Origin of the sequence: Rudaea sp., from assembly GCF_047601565.1 — a bacterium.
In the GTDB taxonomy this organism is placed as follows: domain Bacteria; phylum Pseudomonadota; class Gammaproteobacteria; order Xanthomonadales; family Rhodanobacteraceae; genus Rudaea.
This window is the reverse complement of sequence record NZ_JASGIY010000001.1, coordinates 603,154-620,876: the sequence shown is the minus strand read 5'-3', so window position 1 is coordinate 620,876 and position 17,723 is coordinate 603,154. Positions and strand designations below refer to the sequence as shown.

Here is a 17,723-nt window from a genome sequence, read left to right as displayed (position 1 = left end):
CGTCCGGGTCCTGCGGCCCGGACGAACTTGAATGAAGTGAGGGATGCTCGGGCATGCTGTCTTGGCGGGTTCACGAGCTTTCGTTTTTGTCCGGCGCCGCTCATGGCTCCGTCGGCGTTGCGCGCCGAGGAGCCATGAAAACGAAGACAGGCATCACTGGTTGGCTTGGTAGAAGCCTCGCGTGGGAGCCGCCGTCGCCGACACGGGATTGCCGAAGTAATCCAAGCCGCCGTTGTTCGAGATGACGGCGCCGCTGCCGATCGCGGGCGAACCCGGGCCTACCTGGTATCCCGATACCGACCCGGGGCCGGTCGGCGCTGTCGCCTAGGCGGCCACGAACAGCGGATCCGAGGTGATCTTGTAGGCATCGGCGGGCTCGCTGGCCGGATGGTTGCCGAAGAAAAGATTGTGGTCGAGCGTCGTGCCGGATCCGGTGGGAACCTGGTAGGCGCCGGAGCCGAAGTTGGCGATGATGTTGTTCTGGAAACTCAACGGATTGTATGAATTGGTGGCATAGCCGTTCGTGCAGTTCCATTGTTCGCAGTTCATCAGGTTCGCTGACATCCCGGCGGCCATGTAGACCGTGTTGTTGTAGATCGCGGTATGCGGGATCACGCCGTCGGCGAAGGTGAACACGCCGGTCAGGTTGCCCCAACTGTCGTTGACGCTGAGGTTGTAGCGCACCGTGGCATTGATGCCCGTGCCGAGGCCGCCCTCCATCACCAGAAATCCGCCCTGGTTGTCGTGGCTGTAGTTGTACTGCAGGGTCACGTATTGCGCGCACAGGTCGATGTCGTAACCCTCGCCGTCGACTCCTTGCGAAGTAAGCACGCCGTACACTTCGTTGTATTCGACGAGCACGTTGTACACGCGGGCAGGCCAGAGTCCTACCGCCGACGGCTCCGTCGAACCCACTACAGTCACCGATCCCGCATTGCCGACGATGTTGTGATCCATGATCGAGTTCTTGGCACCGACCATGACGATGCCGTCGCTGTCGACGTTGTACACCTGATTGCCGTGTATCGTGACATTGTTGCTGAGCGCACTCGGGTCGAGGGAAAGGTAGAAGCCTGTCGAAGCATCCCAGAACGTGATGCCCGTACGGCCGACATGTTCGACGAGGTTGTTCGCAATGACGACGTCCGCGTAGCTGTCCGTGCCGTGCCAGAGCGGGCTGTGCGGGTCCGCCGCAACGACGATGCCACCGTTGATTTGGGGATTTATGTCGCTGCATGCGAAGCAGCCGTTCACGTCATGCACGTAGTTGTTCTGGATGGTAATGCCGCGGTAGGTCTGCCCGCCGCCGTTCAATGGGGAATCATTGTCCACGTAGATGCCGAACCGGCTCAGCCCCTGAGCCGCAAGACTGCCGACGTTGTTGACCCCGGAGTCGTTGACCACCTCGAGTCCCTGGATGGTCCAGTACTGCTGGTTGTACAGATACACCGCGCCGCCGCTGGCCAGCGAGCCTCCGTCGATGATCGGCATCGCGCCGCCGCCATAACTCGAGATGACGATCGGCGATCCGGCCGCGCCGGATCCCTTCGGATGAAGCTGCCCCGACCAGCGTTGATCGGTATGGAACAGGATCTGGTTACCGGCGACGAACGTCGTCGCATCCACTTTGGCCAGCGTCTGCCACGCCGTCGTCGGGCTTGTGCCGGCGGCGCCGTCGGACCCGCCTACCGAATCGACGTAATAGGTGGCTGCATCGGCCGTCATGGCCCAACAGCTTGCGACGAGGGCCAGTGCCGGCAAACCCACTTGCGAGCGATTTCCGGAAATGAAATTCGTACCGAACATATTTCCTCCTCTCTGTAGTTGGTCTTGATCAGGCGTCGAGCGTCATGAGCTGGTTTTTTGCAAGCGGCTTTTTGTGCCGGATCTTCCGCTCACTCCCCTATACGCGGGCTTGCGCATAGTGGTGATCGATGACATTGCGGGCCAAGCTTGTATTGGCCGAGTGGGAGTACATTCTTTTCGATGGCGCGATGCGCCTTCGGAATCGGATCAAACACGCATCGGAAATCGGTCAACTGCGTGCAAGCGGGACGTGCTTTGCGATCGAAACTTCGCGACGGACAAGCGAAACACGAAACGCGTGATCGACGGCGTCAACGCATCGATCCTGCAATGCGATCCGTTCGACAGAACTCGTAGCGTGTCTCGTACCGATAGATTTCCCCGGCGCGCAACGTGATGTCCGGAAAGCGCGGCTCGTTGATCGCATTCGGAAACGCATGCGGTTCGAGGCAGAATCCGCTTCTTGCGCGGAACGCCGTCGGCGAAGTCTTGTCGAGATGGTTTCCCGAGTAGAACTGCAGGCCCGCCTGGTTCGTGCCGATGCGCAGGCCGAGCGAGGATCGCGGGCTGTAGACTTCCGCTGCGAGGGCCGCGTTGCCGTCGAGCACGTAGTAATGATCGTATCCGTCCGTCAGCCGCAGTTGCGCATGGCCGTCGTAGCGCGCCGCGCCGATCGCGCGCGGCATGCGGAAGTCGAACGGCGTTTCCGCCACGGCCATTCTTTCGCCGGTCGGCAGCCGCGTCGGCCCGAGCGGCAGGATGTTCGATGCATCGATGCGCAGAACATGGTCGTCGATCGCGGCCGTCGAATCGCCATCGAGGTTGAAGTAGGGATGCAGCGTCAGGTTCAGCGGCGTATCGGCATCGCCGTGTGCTTGCATGACGACGCGGAGAGTGAGGGCGTCGGTCAGCGAAAATTCGGCATCGATGGTCAGGTCGCCCGGATAGCCGTCCTCGTCGGCCGGCGAGCGATGGCGCAGGCAAACTCTCGGGACATCGCCGTCGTCGATGCCGACGATGCGCCATAGCGAGTGGCTGAATCCGGTCTTGCCGCCGTGCAGATGATTCGACCCTTCGTTGCGGCTGAGATGCAGCTGCGCATGGGCGTCGGCCGCCGTCCTTCCTGCACAGCGGCCGATCGTCGCGCCGAGATAGGCGTTTCCGTTTTCGTATTCGGCCAGCGTCCGGTACGCAAGGACCGTGTTGATCGATTGCCCGTTCGCAGCCGGGACGTTGATCGCACGAATCGTCGCTCCGTACTCGAGCACCTCGACCGAGAAACCGCTGTGCGCGTCGGACAACAGGACGCTGTCCACGTTGCGGCCGTCTTTCAGCCGGCCGAACGATCTTCGCGTGATCGGCATCCCCCAACTCCTCGTCTTCGAACGATTTTCGCAAAAAAAGAGGCTTCGAGGCCCGAATCGACGGCAATCCGCCCCGTTGTTTCCAAGAGGAACTTAAGGATCGGCGCAAAACCATGCCACGCGATATTTGTCCGGCCGGCGATTTTGGTTTGGCCCGGGCCAAGTCAAACGGATACCGCAGGCGCATCAAACGAGTGCTGTCGGGCCGGGCGGGCCCTTCCTAACATCGCTTGCGGAATTTGGAGAGGGACATGACGGGCGGATTGTCGGGAAAAACATGCCTGGTGACCGGTGCCGGGCAGGGCATCGGCCGCGCCATCGTCGACCGCTTCTGCGCCGAAGGCGCGAGCGTGATCGCGAGCGACATCAGCGAGGAGCATTTCGGCGATTTCCCGTGCGAAGCGGTCGCGGTGAAACTCGACGCGACCGACGCGAAGGCGGTGGTCGCAGTCGTGGCGCGGCATCCGCGCATCGACGTGCTCGTCAACTGCGCAGGGTACGTGGCGGTCGGCGACATCTTGGAGTGCGACGAGGCGGATTTCGCGCGCAGCCTGCGCATCAACGTCGAGTCGGTCTACATCATGGCCAGGGCCGTTCTGCCGGGCATGCGCGCGAGGCGCAGCGGCTCGATCGTCAACATCGCCTCGGTGGTGTCGACGACGGCGGCGGCGCGCCGGCGCTTCGTCTACGCGGCGACGAAAGGCGCGGTCATCGCGATGACGCGCTCGATCGCGCTCGACTTCATCGGCGACGGCGTGCGCTGCAATTCGATCAGTCCCGGTACGATCGACACGCCTTCGCTCGGCGGGCGCATCGCCGCGGCGGCCGATCCGGCGCAGATGCGCGTCGACATGATCGCGCGCCAGCCGATGGGAAGGTTGGGCAGGGCGGAGGAAGTCGCCGCCGTGGCCGCGCTGCTTGCGTCCGACGAGAGCGCATTCATGACCGGGTCGGATATCGTGATCGACGGCGGCTTCGCGCTCTGAGGAGAAGGAGACAACGATGAGGTTGATGCGATACGGGTCGAGCGGCCGCGAGCGGCCGGCCCTCGCCGATGCGGACGGAAACGTGCACGACGTTTCCGCGATCGTGCCGGATTTCGCCGCCGCCGGTCTCGCCGCGTCGATCGCCGCGTTGCGCGGGGTCTCGCCCGAGTCGCTGCCGCGCGTCGCCGACGGCGTGCGCATCGGGCCGCCGCTGAGCGGCATCGGCAAGATCGTATGCGTTGGACTGAATTACGTCGACCACGCGCGCGAGACCGGACAGGCGCCGCCGCGCGAGCCGATACTTTTCCTCAAGGCCACCTCGGCCATCGTCGGGCCGAACGACGACATCGTGCTGCCGCCGGATGCGCAGAAAGGCGACTGGGAGGTCGAGCTCGGCGTGGTGATCGGCAAAGAGGCGCGCTACGTTCCGCTCGACCGCGCGTTGGAGCACGTCGCCGGCTACTGCATCGTCAACGACGTCTCCGAGCGCAGCTATCAGATCGAGCGCGGCGGCCAATGGGACAAGGGCAAGGGCTGCGACACGTTCTGCCCGATCGGGCCGTTCCTGGCGACGGCCGACGAGGTGGCCGATTTCCGCGCCTTGCATCTGCAGTGCCGGGTCAACGGCCGCACCGTCCAGTCCGGCAATACGCGCGACATGATCTTCGATGTGCCGTTTCTCGTACATTACGTCAGCCAGTTCATGAGCCTGCAGCCGGGCGACGTGATCAGCACCGGCACGCCGCACGGCGTGGGCATGGCGATGAAGCCGCCGCAGTGGCTGCGCGAAGGCGACGTGGTCGAACTGGCGATCGACGGACTGGGCGCGCAGCGTCAGTGCGTCAAACGTTACCGGCTTTGAGGCTGCGGATGAATTCGGACACTCGCTGGGCAGTCGTCACCGGAGGCACCTCGGGCATCGGCCGCGAGATCGCGTTGGCGTTGGCCCGCGACGGGTGGGATGTCGCCGCCACCTGGCTGCACGACGACGGTTCGCCGGCGCGGGTCGCCGGGGAAATCGAGGCGATTGGGCGGCGCGCCTATCTCGCCGCCTGCGATGCCGGCATCGCCGAGCAAGTCGAAATCTTCTTCGACGCCGCGCAGCGATGCTTCGGCGGCGCGCCGCGCCTGCTCGTGAACAACGCGGCCGTACAGACCTGGAGTCCGCTGCTGCAGCTCGGCGAAGCGGATTGGGATCGCGTCCTGCGCACCAACCTGAAGGGCTGCTTCCTCAACACGCAGAAGGCGGCGCGCATGATGATCGCCGCGGGCCGTGGTGGCTGCATCGTCAACATCGGCTCGGGCTGCAACAAGATCCCGTTCCCGAATCTCGTCGATTACTCCGCGTCGAAGGCCGGCATCGACCAGTTCACGCGCAGCGCGGCGATGGAACTCGGGCCTCACGGGATCACGGTGAACTGCGTGGCGCCGGGCGCCATCGGAATCGAGCGCACGCGCCGCGAATCGCCCGACTACGACAGCACCTGGTCGCGCATCACGCCGCTGCGCCGCGTCGGCGCGCCGGCCGACGTCGCCAATGCCGTGCTGTTCCTGTGCAGCGAGGGGGCGAGCTTCATCACCGGGCAGACGCTCGGCGTCGACGGAGGCCTGTTCACGCAGCCGAATTGGCCCTACTGAAGAGACCGGTCGGCGCCGCGCTAGCCTTCCATCTGCTCGAGTTCCTTGCCGTGCGTTTCATGCACGCAGCGCACGACGAAATACACCGAGATCGCCGCCGCGATCGCGTAAAGGCTGTAGGCGCCGGCGAGGCCGATGCCCGCGAGCAGCATCGGGAACGTCACCGTGATGAGGAAATTGGCGCTCCATTGCGCGGCACCCGCGACCGCGAGGCCCGAGCCGCGGATTCTGGTTCGGGAACATCTCGCCGAGCATCACCCACATCACCGGTCCCCAGGACAGGTTGAAGAAGATCACATAGACGTTCGCCGCAACGAGCGCGAGCAGGCTCAGCGCGGGCAAAAGCACGAGCTTGCCGTTCGCGTCGAGCGCAGCGTTCGCAAACGCGATCGCCACGAGCGCGAGCGAAACCGTCATGCCGAGCGAACCGATCCAGAGCAGCGGCTTGCGCCCGATGCGATCGATCAGCAGCATCGTGACGAGACACGCGCCGATGCTCGCCGCGCCCGAAATCACGTTGATGAGCAGCGCGTCGTTTTCGTTGAATCCGACCGCCTGCCACAGCACCGCGCCGTAGTAGAACACGACGTTGATGCCGACGAGCTGCTGGAACGTCGCGAGCCCGATGCCAACCCAGACGATGGACCGCACGCGCCCGGTCTGCGCGTTGACGAGATCCGACAGTCGCGGTCGATGGTCGTGCGACAGCGACGCTTCGATCTCGGCGATTTTCGCGCGCGCCTCAAGGGTGCCATAGAGCTTCGTCAGCACGGCCGTCGCCCGGTCCGCGCTGCCTTTCGCAACGAGATAGCGCGGGCTCTCGGGAATCGGCAGCAGCAGGAGAAGAAAGGCGAGCGAGGGGAACGTCTGCATCCAGAACATCCAGCGCCATGCCTCCTTGCCCAACCAGAGCGCTCCGGTCGATGCCCCCGCGGCCTTCGCGAGCAGGTAGTTGCTCAGGAACGCGCAGAACAGGCCGCCGATGATCGCGATCTGCTGCACCGTCGCCAGCCGGCCGCGATAGCGCGCCGGCGCCACCTCGGCGATGTACGCGGGCGACATCACGCTCGCCGCCCCCACCGCGAACCCGCCGAGTACGCGCGCGGCGACGAAGAACGCCGACGTCGTCGCCGCGCCCGCGCCGAGCGCCGAGAGCAGGAACAGCGTCGCCGCGATGATCAGCAGCGTGCGCCGGCCCCAGCGGTCGGCCAGGCGGCCCGCGAAAAACGCGCCGAGCGCGCAGCCGAGCAGCATCGAAGCGACCTCGAAGCCGATGCCCGCTGAGGTCGAATGAAAGGTCTGGCGCAGACCGTCGACGGTGCCGTTGATGACGCCGCTGTCGAAGCCGAACAGGAACCCGCCTATCGTCGCGACGCAACTGATGAGGACGATGAAGCGCATGTTTTCTGCGCCATCGGCTGCGGTATCGTCCATCGCAATGCTGTTCATGCTCGTGTTTCCCAGTCCGGTTCTAACGCATCAAATATTGGTTCAAAAGGTTTTCGTAACGCTCCTGCCTGCCGCTGCGTCGGGCGGGTTCGCCGGCGGCCAGGGCCAGCGCGTGCAGATCGGCCAGGCTCAGGCGTCCTCGCTCGAAATCGCGCCCCGCGCCGGCGTCGAAACTCGCGTAGCGTTCGCTGCGCCAGGTCTCCAGCGGCGATTTTGCCAGCAATGCGTGCGCGACTTCGAGGCCGCGTGCGAATGCGTCCATGCCGCCGATGTGGGCGAGGAACAGATCCTCCGCATCGGTGGATTCGCGCCGCACCTTCGCGTCGAAATTGAGGCCTCCCGGTGCAAGGCCGCCCTGGCGCAATACGACCAGCATTGCGCCGACCGTGTCGTACAGATCCGTCGGGAACTGGTCGGTGTCCCAGCCGTTCTGCGCATTGCCCCGGTTTGCATCGATGCTGCCGAGCAGGCCATGGTCCGAGGCGACCTGCAGATCGTGATCGAACGTATGGCCCGACAGTGTCGCATGGTTCGCCTCGATGTTGAGCTTGAAATCCTTCTCGAGACCATGGCGGAAGAGAAAGCCCGCGACGGTCGCCGCGTCGAAGTCGTACTGGTGCTTCATCGGTTCCATCGGCTTGGGTTCGATCAGGAAATTGCCCTTGAAGCCGGCGCTGCGGCCGTAATCGCGCGCCAGCGCGAGGAAGCGCGCGAAATGTTCGAGTTCGCGCTTCATGTCCGTGTTGAGCAGCGAGGCATAGCCTTCGCGGCCGCCCCAGAACACGTAGTTCTCGCCGCCGAGCTCGACCGTGGCGTCGATCGCGTTCCTGACCTGCACGGCCGCGCGCGCGACCACGGCGAAGTCGGGATTGGTCGCCGCGCCGTTCATGTAGCGCGGATGACTGAACAGGTTGGCCGTACCCCAGAGCAGCTTCATGCCGGTGGCCTTCTGCCGCTCCTTGGCGAGCCCGACCATGTGCTTCAGGTTTTTCTCGTAAGTCGCGACGTCGTCGGCATCGGGCGCGAGGTCGATGTCGTGAAAGCAGTAGTAAGGTACGCCGAGCTTGGTGAAGAACTCGAACGCCGCGTCGAGCTTGGACTCCGCGCGCGCAAGCGCATGCTCTCCAACCGTGTCCCAGGGATAGTTGCGCGTGCCTGGCCCGAACGGATCGTGGCCGGCGTTCACGAAGCTGTGCCAGTAGCACACCGCGAAGCGCAGATGCTCGGCCATCGTCTTGTCGCCGACTTTGCGATCGGCATGGTAGTGCTTGAACGCCAGCGGATTGTCGGAGCCGACGCCCTCGAACGGAATACGGTCGATGCCGGGGAAGAATTCGCGCGCGCCTTTGAATGGAGTGCTCATGGTCGGGAACGTTGTTGTCGATCGCAAGAGAAGTTGTGGGATTGCGGACGACCACGGGCATGACCCGCGGCATCGCGGCTTGCGTAGAAATCCTGCGCCGCCTCGAGATGGCGCATGAATTTCCGGTACGGCGCGGCATAGGCGGCGCAATCGACCGGCTGCGCGGACAACGCCGGATCGCAGCGCACATGCCTTCGCGCGATCTCGGCGATGCCGATCGCGTCGCCGCCGGCGCGCGCATGCGCCCAAGCTGCCTGCAGCGCGGCGCCCAAGGCGGCACTCTCGGTCTGCTGCGGAATCGCCACTGGCAACGCGAAGACATCGGCGACGAGCTGCCGCCAGGCCGCGCTGCGGCTGCCGCCGCCGGTAAGACGAATTTCTGTGAAATCCATGCCCGCGCGCTCGAGCGCATCGAAACCGTTGCGCAACGCGTAGGTCGCTCCTTCCATCGCCGCGCGATAGAGGTTGGCCCGCGCGAAGTTGTGGAAGTCCATGCCGTGCAGCGACGCGCGTGCGCTCGGCAGGTTCGGCGTGCGTTCCCCGTTGAAGAACGGCAGCATGACGACACCGCCCGCGCCGGGCTGCGTCTGCGCCATCAACGCCTCGCCCTCGCGTGCGGCAAAACCGAACGCGCGTGCGACGCCGTCGGTCGCGCCCGCGCAGTTCATCGTGCAGATCAGCGGAAGCCAGGCGCCGGTCGATGAACAGAACGCGGCCCAGCCCGCGGCGTCGTCGACCACTGCACGATCCGCATGGCCGAACAGCGTGCCTGAGGTGCCGAGGCTCAGCGTGAGCATGCCGGACTCGACGTTGCCCGTGCCGATGGCGCTCATCATGTTGTCGCCGCCGCCGGCGCTCACGATCGCCCCGGGCGGCAGTCCCAGTTCCGCGGCCGTCGCCGGCGAAATCGGGAAGCTTGCGTCCGCCGCGACGAGCGGCGGCAGCAGTCCGGAAAGATCGCGCTCGCCGTCGGTCGCGGCGAGCATCGCGGACGACCAGCGGCGATGGCGCACGTCGAACCAGCCCGTGCCCGAGGCGTCGCCGCATTCCATCCAGCGCTCGCCCGTGAGCCAGAAATTCACGTAGTCGTGCGGCAACAGGATGGCGGCCATGCGCTCATAGGCCTCCGGCCGATGCTTGCGCGTCCAGGGCAACTTCGATGCGGTGTAACCCACGAGCACCGGATTGCCCGCCGCGCGGACGCACTCGTGCGGACCGCCCGCCGCGGCCATGACGGCGTCGCATTCGGCTTGCGTGCTCGTGTCGCACCAGAGCTTGACGGTCGCGAGCACGCGACCCGCTGCGTCCACCGGAACGAAACCGTGCTGCTGTCCCGATACGCCGATCGCAACGACGCGCGAGCGCTGCTCGGCATCGAGTTTCGCGAAGCAGGCGCGGATCGCGTCCAGCCACCACTGCGCATGCTGCTCGCGCGTGCCGTCGTCCCGCGCAATCAGGTCGAGCGCCTGGCTATGCGTCGCGACGACGTTGCCCGCCGCAAAGTCGTAGGCGACAAGTTTCACGCTTTGCGTGCCGACATCAAGTCCAACAACCAGGCTCATGCACACATCTCTGTGGATACCTTCCGTGCGACGGACGCTCAGGGGCGATCGCCGCCATGCGCAGGCGAAGCCATGCCGGCGGATGGCGCGTCTCGTCGCTCCGTTGCTTGCGCGATCGATGGTAAATCCCGGTTTGCCTCGCGCCACGCATTCCTTGGCCGCGCATGCGTACGCGTTTAATACGAGGCCATGCCGGTGAACGCGGCATCGAAAAACAATCGGCGGGGCCGGACGTCCGCGGCCATGCTCGCCGCGCCGATCAGGCGCACGGCGGCGGGAGGTGACACTGAACCGGCGAAGGAATCCTGTTGCGGTTCCTGGGCGGCGTCTTGGCGGCAGCGCCGTTCAATTTGTGCCAAGCGTGCGGAAGATCACGCCGGCTCGATGATCCGGCGCATCGCGATGTTCTCGGTCGAGAACCGATTGGCCACGCTCTGCATGCGAGCGTGGCGGTCCCGGTACTGGCTCGGATTCATGCCCTTGAGGGCGAGGAACTGGCGGTTGAAGTTCGCGATGTTGTTGTAGCCGCAGTTCATCGCGATGTTGGTGATGCACTCGTTGCCTTCGGTCATCGCGCGACACACTTCGTTGATGCGCAGGATGTTGACGAAGCCGACGAAGGTCTGGCCCGTGGCGCGGCGGAAGAACCGGCTGAACGCCGGCGGCGTCAGGCCGACGAGGCGGGCGACGTCGGACTGGTTGATCTCGCTGCCGAGGTTCTGGCGCACGTAGCGATGGATCAGTTCGATGCGGTGCCGGTTCAGTTCGGTGACGTCGTTCGTGATGTGATAGTCGACGCTGGCGAGATAGCGCAGATCGTTTTCCGATTCGGCGAGCACGCGCAGGATGTCGAGCAGTTCGAGCAGCCGGGCGATACCCTTTTTTTCGAACAGCGTGCGCATCTGCGCCTGCACGCGCTCGGCCGTTTCGCCTTCGATGTGCAGTCCGCACTTGGAAGCGCGGAACAGGCGTTTGATCGGCTCGAATTCGGGCAGGTCGAGAAAACCGTGGCCGAACATCTCGGGCCGGAACTGCACGACGGCCGCCTCGGGCAACTCCTCGCCGGCTTCGGGTTCGTCGTGCCAGCAGTGCGGCATGTTCGGGCCGATCAGGACGAGATCGCCGGCGTGGTAGGGCTCGATGTTGTCGCCGACGAAACGCGTGCCGTGGCTGCGCACGATCCAGATCAGTTCGAATTCCGGATGGTAGTGCCAGGTATGGTCCTCGGCGAAGCTCGGACACGTGAACCACAGGCAGCGGAAAGAACTCGCCGCGTCCGCCTGTACCGTTTCGAATCTCGGTTCCATTGTTGCCCTCCCGATTTCGGCAGCTCGCTGAAGTCAGTCGGCTGTCCGTGTTGTGAAATCACTATGCGTTATGCGTTTTCAAAAAAGCAAGTGCGGATCGTCGCGTGCGTTCGCGCTGCGGACTTCGCGACTTCCGGCACGCCGCGCAGCCATCAGTGCGAATTCCGCGGCGTGCCGAAGCGCTCGACGATGCGCGTGTAGTCGCCGCGCGTATGCAGCACGGCGCCTTCGTCGAGAGCGGAGACGCGCTCGCGATAGATTTCCTGCCACGGCGTCTGGTCGACGAGCTTCGGCGGCGGGAGCGCGGCGCGCCGCCGTTCCAGCTCGGCATCGTCGACGAGCGCGTTCACCGTGCCGCGACGCAAGTCGATTTCGATCACATCGCCGTTGCGCAGCAGGGCGAGGCCGCCGCCGGCCGCCGCTTCGGGCGAGACGTGCAGGATCGACGGGCTCGCCGAGGTGCCGCTCTGGCGCCCGTCGCCCATGCACGGCAGCACGGCGATGCCTTTGCGGATCAGCTCGCGCGGCGGCGCCATGTTGACGACTTCGGCCGAGCCGGGATACGCGAGCGGGCCGCAGTTGCGCATGACGAGGAGGCACGACTCGTCGATCGCGAGCGCGGGATCGTCGATGCGCGCGTCGTAGTCCTCGGGCCCCTCGAAGACGACGGCGCGGACGCGGAACACGTCCGGCCTGGCGGGATCGGAGAGGTACTGCGCGCGAAACGCCTCGCCGATCACCGAGGTCTTGATCAACGCCGAGCGGAACAGGTTGCCGGCGAGCACCTGGAATCCCGCGCGCTCGCGCAGCGGCGCACGCAGCGGTCGGATGACGTCCTCGTTCGTGCTTCTGGACTCTCGATATTCCTCGTCGATGCTGCGCCCGCAGACCGAGCGCGCTTCGCCGTCGGCGAGGCCGCCGCGCAGCAGTTCGCCGAGCACCGCGGGCACGCCGCCGGCACGGTGGAAATCCTCGCCGAGGAATTCGCCGGCCGGCTGGCAATTGACCAGCAACGGAATGTCGAATCCGTGCTCCTGCCAGTCGCCGAGCGACAGCTCGATGCCGGCGCATTGCGCGATCGCCTGCAGATGGATCGGCGCGTTGGTCGAGCCGCCGATCGCGGAGCAGACTTTGATCGCATTGAGGAACGCGGCACGCGAGAGCACGCGCGACGGACGCAGAATCTTCGCGCACCATGCCGACGATGCGCAGGCCGGTGCGGTAGGCGATCTGCGCGCGCTCGCGGTACGCGGCCGGAATCGCCGCGCAACCCGGCAGCGACATGCCGAGCGCCTCGGCGAGACAATTCATCGTCAACGCGGTGCCCATCGTGTTGCAGTGGCCGATGCTCGGCGCCGACGAAGCCACTTCGGCCATGAACTGCTCGAAATCGATTTCGCCGGTGCTCAGGCGATCGCGCGCTTCCCAGACGATCGTGCCCGAGCCCATGCGCCGCTCGCCCTGCCAGCCGTTGAGCATCGGTCCGCCGCTCAGCACGATCGCCGGCAGGTCGAGCATCGCGACCGCCATCAGTTGCGCCGGAGTCGTCTTGTCGCAGCCGGTGGTGAGGACGACGCCGTCGAGCGGATAGCCCTGCAGGATCTCGGTCAACGCCAGCGTGCACAGGTTGCGGTCGAGCGCGGCGGTCGGCCTGCGGCCCGTCTCCTGGATCGGATGGACGGGAAATTCGAGCGCGATGCCGCCGGCCGCGCGGATGCCGTCGCGCACGCGCGCGGCGAGCTGCAGGTGATGGCGGTTGCACGGCGCCAGATCGCTACCCGATTGCGCGATGCCGATGATCGGACGGCCGGACTGGAGTTCTTCGCGCGTCAGCCCGTAGTTCAGATAGCGCTCGATGTACAAAGCCGTGTCGACGGGATGGGCCGCATCGCCGAACCAGTCGGCGCTGCGCAGCGTTTTCGTCTTCTTGCTCATCGCGTCGGCTTGGTTTGCTCGAACGTCCATCCTCGCGCCGCGGCCGATCGCGCAACCACGCATGATTTGCCCTGGCGGCAATACAAATCTCGCCAGGGCGCGTTGCTGCGTCGCCGCAACGTTCCGCGGCCCGTCCGCCGACATCGGCCTGGGCGATTAAGTCTGTATCCGAAGCCGGCAAATTAACGCGTAGACACTTTTCGTTTGCGCATGCCCTAATTGCCGCCGCCTCGCACCGAAGGCGGCCGGCCTCGAACGTTGTCGTCAACGCCGATGGTGCCGGGAAACCTAAAAGAAATAGAGAGGGGATGATGATGCGGAACACACGTCCGATTACGTTTTCGAAGCTTCCGGCGGCGATCCGCGGCGGCTTGCTGGCGATGCTGGTCCTGTCCGCGAACGCCTTGGCGGCGACGGGCGATCCGGTCGATGCGGACGCGCAGGCCACCCCGCCGGCGGCGGACGCCCAACCCGGCGACAAGACGGAGAAGTCCGAAGAGAATAACAAACCCTCGCTGATGGGCACGGTCCAGGTGATCGGCTACCGCACCAGCGCGGCGACGAGCGCGACCGGCGTGGTGACCGAAATCATCAACACGCCGATCTCGATTTCCGCGCTCAATTCGCAGTTTCTCGAAGACACCGCTTCCTCGCAGCTCATGCAGGCGATCGGCGCGCTCACCGGCGTGACCGGGCAGAACAACAGCGGCGAGGTCGGCACGAATTTCGGCGTGCGCGGATACGCGGTGACGCCGCAGATCGACGGCTTCGATACTCTTTCGACGGCATCGGGACTCGGCTCGAGCGCCGGCGTCGATCGCATCGAGGTGCTCAAGGGCCCATCGGCCGTGTTCAACGGCAACGTGCCGCCGGGCGGCTCGATCAACATCATCTACAAGAAGCCTTCGTTCACGCCGCAGACCTATTTCCAGGGCGAGTACGGTAGCTGGGCCTATCGCAGCGGCGAATTCTTTTCGACCGGGCCGGTGGGCGACCAGTTCGCCTACCTCGTCGATGTCTACGCGAAGAACGCCCGGGGCTGGGTCGACTGGACCGGCCAGAACGAACGCACCTACATCCTCGGCCTTACCTGGCGGCCGATCGCCGACCTGAGCATCAACTTCAACTACCGCAACATCAAGGACAAGGACCAGTTGTCGACGCTGCCGGTGAGCCATCAGGGCTTCATCGGCTCGGGCGCGCCGCAGGACACCTATCTCGACGACTGGGTCGCGCGGAACTACGGCGCCAACGAACCGCCGCAGACGATCACGGCCGAGCAGTATCTCCCGCGCGGCGCGCGCTACAACGTGCTCGGGCCGCAGAACAGCAACACCGAGCTGTCTCGCTTCTGGAGCACGGAGATCAACTACACGATCAATGATCATGTCCAGATCCGCGACAGCTTCGGCCACGTCGATTTCAAATGGGCCGTGCTTGCGCTGTTGCAGAGCGGCGCCAAGGTGCTCGGTCCCGACGGCAACGTCAGCACCTACGGCCTCGTTTCCGGTTTCCTCGATGCCAACGAGGGCGGCTCCGGCTGGGAGAACAAGCTCGAAGCCGCATTCACGTTCGATACCGGTCCGATCAGCCATTCGCTGTTGCTCGGTTATCAGGCGTCCTATTCGAAACTGGACTATTTCCGGGCATGGGTGGATCCGCTGGCACCGGTGAATGCCGCCGGGCAGCCGTGGAATTTCTTCCGCGACGGGCCGTTGATGTTGCAGGACGAGGCGAATGCCTGGCGCGCGATTTTCCCGATACCGAATCTCATCAACACGAGCGACACCGGTCATGCGAATACGCACGCCTACTACGCGGCCGAACAGATGTCGATGTTCGAAGACCGCCTGCATGTGCTGCTCGGATTGCGCCATACCAGGACCGCGGGCGAAGTCGTCCAGGGCGTGGAGTCGCCGTCGAGCGAGACGACGCCGCAGATCGGCATTCTCGGCAAGCCGTTCGGGCCGGATTCGTTCTTTGCCGATACCGCGTTCTTCGCCAACTATTCGAAATCGTTCACGCCGTCGGGGATCATCGAGCCGGGTACCAACGAACTGGTTCCGCCGCAGAAAGGCACCGGCAAGGAGTTCGGCGTGAAGACAGCCTGGCTCAACGGCGCGGTGACCAGCACGTTTTCCGTCTTCCGCGACGACCTCAGCAATATCGCCACGCCGGACTATTCGCACATGGGCGAGAACGGCGGCTTGGTCGAGTACAACCTCGGCGGCGTTGGCCGCGCGCAGGGTTTCGAGGGTGAGGTCACTTGGCTGCCGAGCGAGAATTGGCAGTTGTCGGCGAACTTCACCGACCTGGCCGTGGCCAAGTATCTGGCCTATCCGGGCGTGCCGCAGCAGACCGGCTTGCGTTTCCCCTCGGCGCCGCGTCAAGCCGCCAACCTCACGGCCAAATACATGTTCAAGCAAGGCCCGCTGCAGGGCCTCAGTCTCGGCGGCTGGCTGCACGCGCAGACCTCCACGCGCGGCGTGCTCGCGGCGGACTGGCATTACGACGTGCACATCCCCGGCCTCGCCCAGGTGTCGGCGTTCGCCGGCTATGAATGGAACCATCTGAATTTCCTCTTCAACATCGACAACCTCACCGACCGCCGTGGCTACGTGATGAACAACGCGTTCCAGCCGCAGTCTCCGCGTGCGTACTTCTTGACGGTGAAATACAAGCTGTGAGACGGTCGAGGCATGTCGAGCGGATTGAGCGAACGGTGAACGAAAAGCGTCGGTTGTTCCTGCGGCAAATCGGATGGACCGCGTTCGTCGCAGGATGCGGCGATGCGCTTCCCGGCCTCGCCTTCGCCGCGGACGGGGCCGAGCCCGAAGCGCTCGGCGTTTCTTGCGCCGCGGTGAGCGCGTTCATCGACGCCGCCGCGGCCGGTTCGTTCGAGCTGCACGGCCTCGTCGTCGCGCGTGGCGGCAAGCCGGCGGTGCGCGCCTGGTGGGCGCCGTACCGCGCGCAGGCGCCGCACAGCCTGTACTCGCTGAGCAAGAGTTTCACCTCGACCGCGGTCGGCTTCGCCGTCGCTTCGGGCAAGTTGAAACTGTCGGACAAGGTCGTCGACTTTTTCCCCGCGCAGAAGCCGGCGCAGATCAGCGAAAACCTCGCCGCGCTGCGCGTCGAACATCTGCTGACGATGTCGGTCGGGCAGGCGAACGATGCGACGCCCGCCGTCACGCACGAGCAGGATTGGGTCAAGGCTTTCCTCGCGCTGCCGATCCAGTTTCCTCCCGGCAGCGTTTTTCTCTACAACAGCGCGGCGACGTACATGCTGTCGGCGATCGTGCAGAAGGTGACCGGCGAGCGCGTCGTCGACTATCTGCGGCCGCGCCTGTTCGATCCGCTCGGACTGCCGCCGATGCGTTGGTCGGAGTGTCCGCGCGGCATCAACACGGGCGGTTGGGGACTCGGCGCCACCACCGACACGCTCTCGAAATTCGGCCAGTTCTATTTGCAGGAAGGCCGGTGGAACGGCAAGCAGTTGCTGCCGCGCGAATGGATCGAGCAAGCGACGAGTTTCAAGATCCAGCAGCCGCCCGGACCGGGCCAGGATCTCGCCCAGCTCAAAAAGGACAGCGACTGGCACCAGGGCTACGCCTACCAGTTCTGGCGCTGCCGCCACGACGCGTTCCGCGGCGACGGCGCGTTCGGCCAGTTCTGCATCGTCATCCCGCAGCTCGATGCGGTCGTCGCAATCACGAGCCGCACGCTCGACATGCAGGGTTTGCTCAATCTCGTCTGGGAACATCTGCTGCCAGGTCTGCACCCAGCCGCGTTGCCCGCCGATCGCGCGGCATTCGAGCGCCTGCGCGCGCAACTCGCCGGACTTGCGCTGAAACTCCCCGAAGGCTCGGCCGCTTCGCCGCAGGCGGTCGCGCATCGCGAGTTCGCGGTCGAATCGAACGCGCTCGGCATCCGTCGCCTCACGCTCGCGTTCGACAAGGACGCTTGCCGCCTCGGCTTCGAGATCGACGGCAAAACCCACGCCATCGCCTGCGGCATCGGCCGCTGGCGCGACGGCGAGACCGAGCTGCCCGGCACGCCGCCCGAATGGACCGAACTGGTCGGCAGCTACGCGAATCCGAAATATCCCGCGAAGATCGCCGCGGCCGGCGCGTGGAAGGATGCGGATACGTTCCGGATGCGCTGGCGCTACTACGAAACGCCGCACTTCGACGACGTGACGCTGCATTTCGCCGGCGACACCGTCGAAGTGCATTTCCTCAACAGCTTGACGCAGATGGCCGCCGCCGCGCATGCGGAAACGCGGCGGGTTTTGAAAGGCAAGGCGGAGTCCTGAC

The 17,723-nt window shown here is 65.1% G+C and carries 11 protein-coding genes and 2 pseudogenes; 5 read left to right on the top strand and 8 right to left on the bottom strand.

The features are described from left to right. Window positions 1–324: 324 nt before the first annotated feature. Together QM741_RS02620 and QM741_RS02615 are read right to left on the bottom strand one after the other, a co-directional pair. Window positions 325–1,725, bottom strand: a complete 1,401-nt coding sequence (locus tag QM741_RS02620; protein WP_415206189.1) for a hypothetical protein — start codon at window positions 1,723–1,725, stop codon at window positions 325–327. Window positions 1,726–2,117: 392 nt separating this feature from the next. Beyond that, window positions 2,118–3,170 (bottom strand): aldose epimerase family protein, encoded by a 1,053-nt coding sequence (locus tag QM741_RS02615; RefSeq protein WP_415206188.1) that lies wholly within the window; start codon window positions 3,168–3,170, stop codon window positions 2,118–2,120. A 251-nt stretch (window positions 3,171–3,421) separates the two neighbouring features. Between QM741_RS02615 and QM741_RS02610 the strand changes: the two genes are divergently transcribed. Genes QM741_RS02610 through QM741_RS02600 form a run of 3 tightly spaced genes read left to right on the top strand, consistent with a single transcriptional unit; the run spans window position 3,422 to window position 5,794 of the window. Continuing rightward, the gene (locus tag QM741_RS02610) at window positions 3,422–4,156 is read left to right on the top strand and encodes an SDR family oxidoreductase (protein ID WP_415206187.1); all 735 of its coding nucleotides are present in this window, start codon (window positions 3,422–3,424) and stop codon (window positions 4,154–4,156) included. Between the two features lie 16 nt (window positions 4,157–4,172). Further along, on the top strand, window positions 4,173–5,018 hold the full coding sequence (locus QM741_RS02605) for a fumarylacetoacetate hydrolase family protein (protein ID WP_415206186.1): 846 nt from the start codon (window positions 4,173–4,175) through the stop codon (window positions 5,016–5,018). A gap of 8 nt (window positions 5,019–5,026) precedes the next feature. Next, a complete protein-coding gene (locus QM741_RS02600) occupies window positions 5,027–5,794 on the top strand; it encodes an SDR family NAD(P)-dependent oxidoreductase (protein WP_415206185.1) in 768 nt (255 codons plus the stop codon). 20 nt (window positions 5,795–5,814) lie between these two features. Here the strand turns inward: QM741_RS02600 and QM741_RS02595 are convergent. From QM741_RS02595 to QM741_RS02570, 6 genes and pseudogenes are all read right to left on the bottom strand, one after another. Beyond that, window positions 5,815–7,228, bottom strand: a pseudogene (locus QM741_RS02595) (sugar porter family MFS transporter). Between the two features lie 37 nt (window positions 7,229–7,265). Beyond that, complete coding sequence (gene xylA / locus QM741_RS02590; protein WP_415206184.1) at window positions 7,266–8,606, bottom strand: xylose isomerase; 1,341 nt, start codon at window positions 8,604–8,606, stop codon at window positions 7,266–7,268. After that, the gene (gene xylB / locus QM741_RS02585; RefSeq protein ID WP_415206183.1) at window positions 8,603–10,168 is read right to left on the bottom strand and encodes a xylulokinase; all 1,566 of its coding nucleotides are present in this window, start codon (window positions 10,166–10,168) and stop codon (window positions 8,603–8,605) included. The genes xylA and xylB overlap by 4 nt, the downstream gene beginning before the upstream one ends. Before the next feature lie 371 nt (window positions 10,169–10,539). Beyond that, entirely contained in the window at window positions 10,540–11,475 is a 936-nt protein-coding gene (locus QM741_RS02580) for an AraC family transcriptional regulator (protein ID WP_415206182.1), read from the bottom strand. Window positions 11,476–11,627: 152 nt separating this feature from the next. Then, window positions 11,628–12,641, bottom strand: coding sequence for a dihydroxy-acid dehydratase (locus QM741_RS02575; RefSeq protein ID WP_415206181.1), 1,014 nt, complete (start codon window positions 12,639–12,641; stop codon window positions 11,628–11,630). A gap of 85 nt (window positions 12,642–12,726) precedes the next feature. Further along, window positions 12,727–13,410, bottom strand: a pseudogene (locus tag QM741_RS02570) (dihydroxy-acid dehydratase); the annotation flags it as partial. A 314-nt stretch (window positions 13,411–13,724) separates the two neighbouring features. Between QM741_RS02570 and QM741_RS02565 the strand changes: the two are divergent. Next, window positions 13,725–16,097 carry a TonB-dependent siderophore receptor gene (locus tag QM741_RS02565; protein WP_415206180.1) on the top strand — a complete coding sequence of 791 codons (2,373 nt, stop codon included), beginning with the start codon at window positions 13,725–13,727 and terminating at the stop codon, window positions 16,095–16,097. 35 nt (window positions 16,098–16,132) lie between these two features. Beyond that, a complete protein-coding gene (locus QM741_RS02560; protein WP_415206179.1) occupies window positions 16,133–17,722 on the top strand; it encodes a serine hydrolase domain-containing protein in 1,590 nt (529 codons plus the stop codon). Window position 17,723 lies beyond the last annotated feature (1 nt).